Raw genomic sequence first — 7,212 nt, 5'->3', positions numbered from 1 at the left:
CCGCCCCCCGCCGCCCGCACCCCGGCCGCCGCCGCGGGCGCCGCCCCCCGCGGCGCCCCCCGGGCCACCCGCGCGGGGGCGCCGCCGGGCGGCAACTCGATGATCTCCGCCTGATCGAGGCCCGCCGCCTCGGCGAGGGCATGCAGCGCGCGCGACGACCACAGGCTGCAATGATGCGGCGGCGCGTTCAGCGCGAAGTTCGGGATCGCGGTGGTGCTGGAGGGCCAGAGCGGCACGCCGAGCATCACCAGCCCGCCCGGCCGGACGCAGCGCGCCAGGTCGCGCGCGAAGCCGAGCGGATCGGGCAGATGCTCCATCACCTGGAAGGCGACGCCGGCGTCATAGGCGCCCGCATGCGTCGCGGCGTGTTCCGCGACGGTCTCGGCGCGGATGTCGCGGCCCGCCGGCGCCGCGCCGGCGAAGAAGGGATCGAGCCCGACATGCCGCGCCGCGGGGATCGCCGCCGCGAAGCCGCCGGTGCCGCAGCCGGCATCCAGCACCCGCATCCCCGGCGCGATGCGCGAAGCCGCCGCCCCGGGCCGCCCCGGGGGGGCCCCCCGCCCGCGGGGGGGGGGGGCCCACGGCCGCATGCGGCCCGGGCGGATGCGTCATGCGAAGAGCGAGCGCGGGCCTCTGGCCTGCGCCCTCGGGATGAACGCCGTGTCGGCAGCGGTCTCTCGGGCGTCGGGTCCGGCGCTACAGGTCGCCCAGAAGCCGCGGCAGGAACAGCGCCAGTTCCGGCACGAAGGTCACGAGTAGCAACGCCGTCAGCATCGCGAGCACGAACCACACCACCCAGGGCACGGTGGACTCGATGGAGCAGCCCGCGACCTTGCAGGTCACCATCAGGTTCACCGCCATGGGCGGGGTGAAGGCGCCGATCGCCACGTTCATCGTCAGCACGATGCCGAACCAGGTCAGGTCCCAGCCGAACTGGCGCGCGATCGGCAGCAGCACCGGCAGGAACACCAGGAAGATCGAGATCGCGTCGATCAGCATGCCGGCCACCAGCACCAGCAGCGTGATCATCAGCAGCATCAGCACCTCGTTCCCGGTCAAGCCCACCAGGAAGCGCGCCAGCGCGTCGAAGGCGCCGACCGTCGCGCCGGCATGGGCGAAGATGCTGGCCAGCGCCACGATGATCAGCACGACGGCGCTGATCTCCGCGCCGTCGCGCAGCACGGCATAGACGTCGCGCGGCGTCAGCACGCGATAGACGAAGACGCCGACGAACAGGCCGTAGAACACCGCGACCACCGCCGCCTCGGTCGGCGTGAAGGCGCCGGAGCGCAATCCGCCCAGGATCACCACCGGCGCCAGCAGGCCCCAGACCGCCTCCTTGAAGCTCTGCCAGAGCGGCGGCCGGTCGTCGCTGAAATCGGGCAGGCCGAAGCCGTGGATGCGCGCGAGCAGCACCGCCGGGATCAGCAGCGCGAGCCCGGCGAGCACGCCGGGGATCAGCCCGCCCACGAACAGCGCCGGCACCGAGACGCCCGGCACCAGCACGGCATAGACGATGAAGGGGATGGAGGGCGGGATCAGCACGGCGGTCGAGCCCGCCGCCGCGATCAGGCTCGCGGCATAGGGGCGCGGGTAGCCCTGGCGCAGCATCGCCGGCAGCATCACCGCCGCGACCGCCGCGGCATCCGCAGCCCCCGATCCGCTGATGCCGCCCAGCACCATGCAGACCAGCACGGCCACGATCGCGAGCGCCCCGGTGCGCCGCCCGACCAGCGCGGCGGCGAAGTTCACCAGCCGCATCGCGACGCCCGCGCGCTCGAACACCAACCCCGCCAGCACGAACATCGGCAGCGCCAGCAGCGGATACTTGGCGATGCCGGTCCAGATGTTGGTCGGCAGCGCCATCACGCCGAGCCCCTCGATGGCGATCACCAGGAAGCCGGCGACGCCGAGCGAGACGCCCACCGGCACGCCCAGGAACAGCAGGACGAAGAAGACGCCGAGAAGGATCAGCGAGCCTTCGAGGGCCATCGCGCTACAGGCCCACCCGCGCCACGCGCCACATTCGCCCGAGGATGCGCAGGCAGATCACGACGGAGAGCACCGGCATCCAGACCGTGTAGTGCCAGGAGGGCACGCCGAGGCCGGGCGTCAGCACCTCGAAGCGGTACTCGTCCCAGGTGTACCAGGCGCCAAGCCAGGCCACCGCGCCGAACACGAACAGGCAGGTGAGCAGCACGAGGATCTCCACGCGCCTGGCGTTGCGCGGCGCCAGGCGCTCGGTGAAGAAGGTCATGCGGATGTGCCGGTCCGCGCCGAAGGCCGCGGCGGCGCCGACGAAGGTCATCACCACCATCAGCGCCACCGAGTATTCCTCGGTGAAGGCGAAGGAGACGCTGGTGAAGTAGCGCACCAGCACGTTGCCGAAGGTGATCAGTGCGAGCACGCCCATGATCAGCGCGCCGATCGCCCCCTCGATCGTCACGGGAATGCGCGGCGGCGCTTCCCCGAGCTTGAGGCCCGGGGCCTGGAGATCGGCATGCTCCGGCATGGTGGACGTCCCGGAAGGGGCGGGCGGCGCGACGCCGCCCGCGTCAGGAAAGGGTCAGGCGCGCGCGCCGCGCACCGCGGCCTCGGCGCGGCGGACCAGGTCGGCGCCGACGGTCTGCGCCCACTTGTCGTAGACCGGCCGCGTCACGCGCCCGAAGGCCGCCTTCTGCTCGTTGTCGAGCGTGGTGACGGTGACGCCGCGCCGGACCATCTCCTCGATCGAGGAACGGTCGCCGTCGATGCCGATGCCCTTGCGGCTCGCCGCGATCTGCGCCTTCGCCGCATCCTTCGCGCAATCCATGATCAGCGCGCGATCGGCCGGGGAGAAGCCGTCCATCACCTGCTTCGCCACCACGAACAGTCCGGCATCGGCCACGTAGTTCCAGATCGTCAGCTGCTTCTGCGCCAGCGTGTCCATGCGGAAGGCGAGGAAGAGGTTGATCGGGTTCTCCTGCCCGTCCACCGCGCCGGTGGAGAGCGCCGGCTGCAGGTCCGCGAAGGACATCTGCACCGGGTTGGCGCCCATGGCCGTGAAGATCTCGCTGAAGATGGCGCCGGCGGCGAAGCGGATCTTCAGGCCGCGCATGTCCTCCGGCGTGCGGATCGGCCGGCGGGAGTTGGAGATCTCGCGGAAGCCGTTCTCGCCCCAGGCCACCGGCACCACGTCGCGCCGCGCCACGGTGGCGAACAGCTCCTCCCCGATCGGGCCGTTGATGATGGCGTCGAAGCCGCGATGGTCGTTCAGCAGCCAGGGCAGGGAGAACAGGTTCATCTCGCGGATCTGCGGCGAGATGTTGATGGTGGAGAACACCGCGAAGTCGATCACGCCCTGGCGCATCGCGACCAGCTCGCGCGTCTGGTCGCCGCCGACGAGCTGGCTGCCGGGATAGACCTTCACATTGATCTTCCCGCCGCTGCGCTGGGTGACCATGTCGGCCCACTGGAAGGCGCCTTCGGAGAGCGGGATCGGCCGGTTGCCGACCACCGACAGCTTGTACTCGGACTTGTACTGCTGCTGGGCGCGCACGCGCTGCGGGATCGCGAGCGGGGCGGCCGCGGCGGCGAGCAGCGTCGCGCGGCGCGTGAGGCGCATGGTCATGTCGGTCTTCCTCCCTAACAGGTCGCCGCGGGTGCCGGCTTGCGGCGCAGCATGGCCGCGGGTCCCGCGTCCGGGCAAGAGGCCCGGTTCAGCGCTGGACCGCCTCGTCATGCCCGCCCTGGCCGGTCATCCGCGCCCAGGCCTGGAAGCGTGGGCTGGCCGGCAGCCGCCCCTCCTGGATCAGCCGCCGCCATTCGGCGCAGGCCTCCACGAAGTAGGGCACCGAGCCCGGGAACATCGCCAGGCTGATCGCCTCCGCGATCTCCTCCTCCGGCACGGCGTCGGCATAGGCGGCTTCGAGGTGCCAGCCGAAGGGCCGCCAGCGTGCCCGGCAGACCTGCACCGCAAGGCCGGCCAGGTGCACCAGCCGCATCGGCGCCTTGGGCGCGACGCGGCGCAAAGCGTCCAGATACGCCGCGCGCGGATCGAAGGGCGAAAGCTGCCGCGCCCAGTCGCGCGCGGCGAAGTCGAAGGCCTCGGCGCCGATCGCCAGCGCCGCCGCTGCGAAGGCCGCGCCGATCCCCGCATCCGTCCCGCCCGCGTCGCGGAATTTCCGGATGTGATGCGTCGCGACGCGCTCATCCGTCGCGGAGAGCACCGCGAGCCAGACGAATTCGCGGTCGTGATGCGAGAGCACGCGGTCGTCCAGCGCAAGCGCCGTATAGGCCGCGTCGTAGCCCTCCAGCAGCTTCGGGAAGGCCAGCGCCATCAGCCCGTGATGCGGCAACAGGTAGCCGCGCTTGGCGCGGACGGCAGCGAGCCGCGCCTCCAGCTCCGCCGCGGTCTCGTCGCTCATTGCGCCTGGATGTTGGCGCTGCGGACCACGTCGGCCCAGCGCGGCACCTCGCTCGCCACCATCGCCGCGTAGTCGGCGGGCGACATGCGGTTCGGCGCGGCGCCGAGGGTGGCCAGACGCTCGACCGTCGCCGGGGTGTTCAGCCCCTCGACCAGCGCGGCGTTCACCTTCGCCGCGGCCTCCCCCCGCCGGCCCCCCGGCCCCCCGGCGCCCCCCCCCCGGGGCCCCCCGGCGGGCCGCCCCCCGCCGGCCCCCGCCCCCCCCCCCCCCGCGCCCCCGCCCCGAGAGGCCGAACCAGTTGGAGGCCACCAGCGTCGGGAAGCCGAGCTCCGCCACGCTCGGCACCTGCGGCCAGCGCGTGGCGCGTTCGGCCGTGGTGACCGCCAGCAGGCGAAGCCGGTCGTTGTTGCCGATGTCGGGCACCGCCGCGATCAGCCCCTCGACATTGCCCGCGATGACGTCGGTCACCGCCGGGGCGCTGCCGCGATAGGGCACATGGGTGATGTCCACCCCCGCCGCGCGCTTCAGCAGCTCGAGCTTCACATGGGAGGAGGTGCCGACGCCGGTGGAGCCGAAGCGCACAGAGCCCGGCTGCGCCTTCGCCCGCGCCAGCAAGTCCTGCAGGGTATTGAACGGACCGGCGGCGGAGACCGCGATGGCGCTCGGCACCGCCGCGATCAGCGCGACATGCCGGAAATCCTTCACGCTGTCATAGGTGATGTTCGGGTTCACCGCCGGGCCGATCGCCTGGCTCGCAATGTTCGACAGGATCAGCGTGTAGCCGTCCGGCGCCCCGCGCGCGACGGCGAGCGAGCCGACCGATCCGCCGGCGCCGGCGCGATTCTCCACCACCACGGACTGGCCGATCCGCTGCTCGATCTCGCGCGCGGCGAGGCGGCCGAGCAGGTCGGCCGTGCCGCCGGGCGGGAAGGGGACGACGATGGTCAGCGGCCGCGCCGGCCAGGCCTGGGCGAAGGCCGGTCGCGCCAGCGGCGTGAGGGCGATGGCGGCGAGCAGGCTGCGGCGGCGCATGGCGGACTTCCTCCCAGATGCCCGCGCAGCCTGCCGAAGCCTGCCTCGCGGGTCCAGCCTGGCCTGGCAGACGTCAGCTTTCCCCGCCATCCCGCGTTCAGGGATTATTCACCCCCGTTTCGCCAAGATGAGAGCAATCGCTCCCCTTTTTTCATTGATCGGAACAAGAGTTTTCGGCATCCTGACGCCTGAGAGGGATGGCTTCGTTGCGATGACCTATATCCGCCCGCGCACCGCGCTCGAGACGATGCTGGCCGAGATCGCGCTGGCCGCACGGCGACCTGTCGGCGGCAGGGACCGGGCCGTGGCCAAGGCCATCGGCACCTTCGTCACCCGGCCGGACCTGCTCGACGGCCGCGACTGCCCCTGCTGCCCCGACCGGTATGTCCGCCACCTGCTCCACAGCGACCAGGAGGGCGGCTACGCGGTGGTCGCGCTGGTGTGGCGGCCGGGCCAGATGTCGCCGGTGCATGCGCATCGCACCTGGTGCGCCTTCGGCGTCCACCGCGGCGTGCTGACCGAAAGCTACTACAGCCCCGGCGAGCCGCCGGTGCCCACCGCGACGAAGCTCCTGGCGCCGGGCGCGACCAATCATGGTCCGGCCGATCCGCGCCTGATCCACCGCCTCGCCAATCTCGGCTGCGGCACGGCCATCTCCGTGCATTGCTACGGGGTCGGCTTCGACCGCTTCGGCGACGGCGTGAACGAGATCCTCGCCGCCTGAGCGGTTCGCGCCGCGGCGCGGCGCGGCTACACCCGGCGGCGTGATACCCTCGCGAAGCACCCTGATCGGCCTGGGCTTCGGCCTGGCGGCGGCCTTCGCCTGGGGCGCGCAGGCCGTTGTCATGCGCAGCGGCACGCTGGCCGGCTATTCGCCGCTCGACCTCGCGACGCTGCGCTACGTCGCGGCCGGCCTGGTGCTGGCGCCCTTCGCCTGGCGCGCCCGGCACGGGTTGGCCCGGATCGGGCTGCCGCGGCTGCTGGCGCTGGCGGCGACGGGCGGGGCGGGCAATGCGCTGCTGTTCGGCTGGGGCCTGGTGCATGCGCCGGCCAGCCATGGCGGGACCATCGCCCCCATCACCGCGGCGGTGATGGGGGCGGTCCTCGGCATCCCGCTGCTGCGCGAATGGCCGACGCGCGGGCGGATGCTGGCGATCGCCGTGCTGGCCGCAGGCGTGCTGCTGATCGGCTTCGACGGCGTGGCCGGCGCGCATCCCGGCGCATGGCGGGGCGACCTGATCCTGGTCGCGGCCGGCACCGTCTGGGCGGCCTTCACCCTGCTGCTGCGGCGCTGGCAGGTGCCGGCACTGGCAGGGAATGCCGCGCTGTGCGGGCTCTCGGCGCTGATCCTGCTGCCGCCCTGGCTGGCGCTCGGCGGCGGCGCGGTGCCGCACCTGCCGCTGGAGATGGCGCTGATGCAGATGGTCGCGCAGGGCCTGATCGCCTCGGCGCTGGCGACGACGCTCTATGCGCGGGCCGGGGAGTTGCTGGGCGCGACGCGCACCGCCTGCCTCACCGCGCTGGTGCCGGTGATGGCGGTGATCCTGTCGGTGCTCGTGCTGCAGGAGCCGCTCGGGGCGGCGAAGCTGGCCGGCGTGGTGCTGGCCGTGGGCGGGATGCTGGTGGCCGTGCTGTTCACCGGGCGCCGGCAGGCGCCGCGCTGATCACTTGGCGCCGACGCCCGGCCGCGCCCAGGCGGGCGTGGGGGGGGGGGGGGGGGGGGGGGCGCGGCGCGGCGCGCGCGCGCGGCCGCGCGGGCGCGGGGGCGGGGGGC

7 protein-coding genes are annotated in these 7,212 nt (G+C 73.1%); 2 read left to right on the top strand and 5 right to left on the bottom strand.

Annotation, left to right across the window (positions count from 1 at the left end; genetic code table 11):
• The 5 genes from AC1MIR_RS14460 to AC1MIR_RS14440 all read right to left on the bottom strand — a co-directional run.
• Positions 1–506, bottom strand: a 506-nt coding sequence (locus AC1MIR_RS14460; protein WP_480028897.1) for a class I SAM-dependent methyltransferase, incomplete at its 3' end; no start/stop codon positions are given.
• Between the two features lie 190 nt (positions 507–696).
• A complete protein-coding gene (locus tag AC1MIR_RS14455) occupies positions 697–1,992 on the bottom strand; it encodes a TRAP transporter large permease (protein ID WP_480028896.1) in 1,296 nt (431 codons plus the stop codon).
• A 4-nt stretch (positions 1,993–1,996) separates the two neighbouring features.
• On the bottom strand, positions 1,997–2,512 hold the full coding sequence (locus AC1MIR_RS14450; RefSeq protein ID WP_480028895.1) for a TRAP transporter small permease: 516 nt from the start codon (positions 2,510–2,512) through the stop codon (positions 1,997–1,999).
• 54 nt (positions 2,513–2,566) lie between these two features.
• Positions 2,567–3,610 carry a TRAP transporter substrate-binding protein DctP gene (gene dctP, locus AC1MIR_RS14445; protein ID WP_480028894.1) on the bottom strand — a complete coding sequence of 348 codons (1,044 nt, stop codon included), beginning with the start codon at positions 3,608–3,610 and terminating at the stop codon, positions 2,567–2,569.
• Between the two features lie 88 nt (positions 3,611–3,698).
• Entirely contained in the window at positions 3,699–5,438 is a 1,740-nt protein-coding gene (locus AC1MIR_RS14440; protein ID WP_480028893.1) for a tripartite tricarboxylate transporter substrate-binding protein, read from the bottom strand.
• A gap of 211 nt (positions 5,439–5,649) precedes the next feature.
• Here AC1MIR_RS14440 and AC1MIR_RS14435 point away from each other — a divergent pair, with 211 nt between their 5' ends.
• Together AC1MIR_RS14435 and AC1MIR_RS14430 are read left to right on the top strand one after the other, a co-directional pair.
• Entirely contained in the window at positions 5,650–6,162 is a 513-nt protein-coding gene (locus AC1MIR_RS14435; protein ID WP_480028892.1) for a cysteine dioxygenase family protein, read from the top strand.
• Positions 6,163–6,202: 40 nt separating this feature from the next.
• Positions 6,203–7,102 (top strand): DMT family transporter, encoded by a 900-nt coding sequence (locus AC1MIR_RS14430; RefSeq protein WP_480028891.1) that lies wholly within the window; start codon positions 6,203–6,205, stop codon positions 7,100–7,102.
• Positions 7,103–7,212 lie beyond the last annotated feature (110 nt).

The sequence above is a fragment of the Falsiroseomonas sp. RANM36 genome, assembly GCF_056682175.1.
Note: the sequence above shows the minus strand (reverse complement) of the source record. Positions and strands in the feature narration are given on the sequence as shown.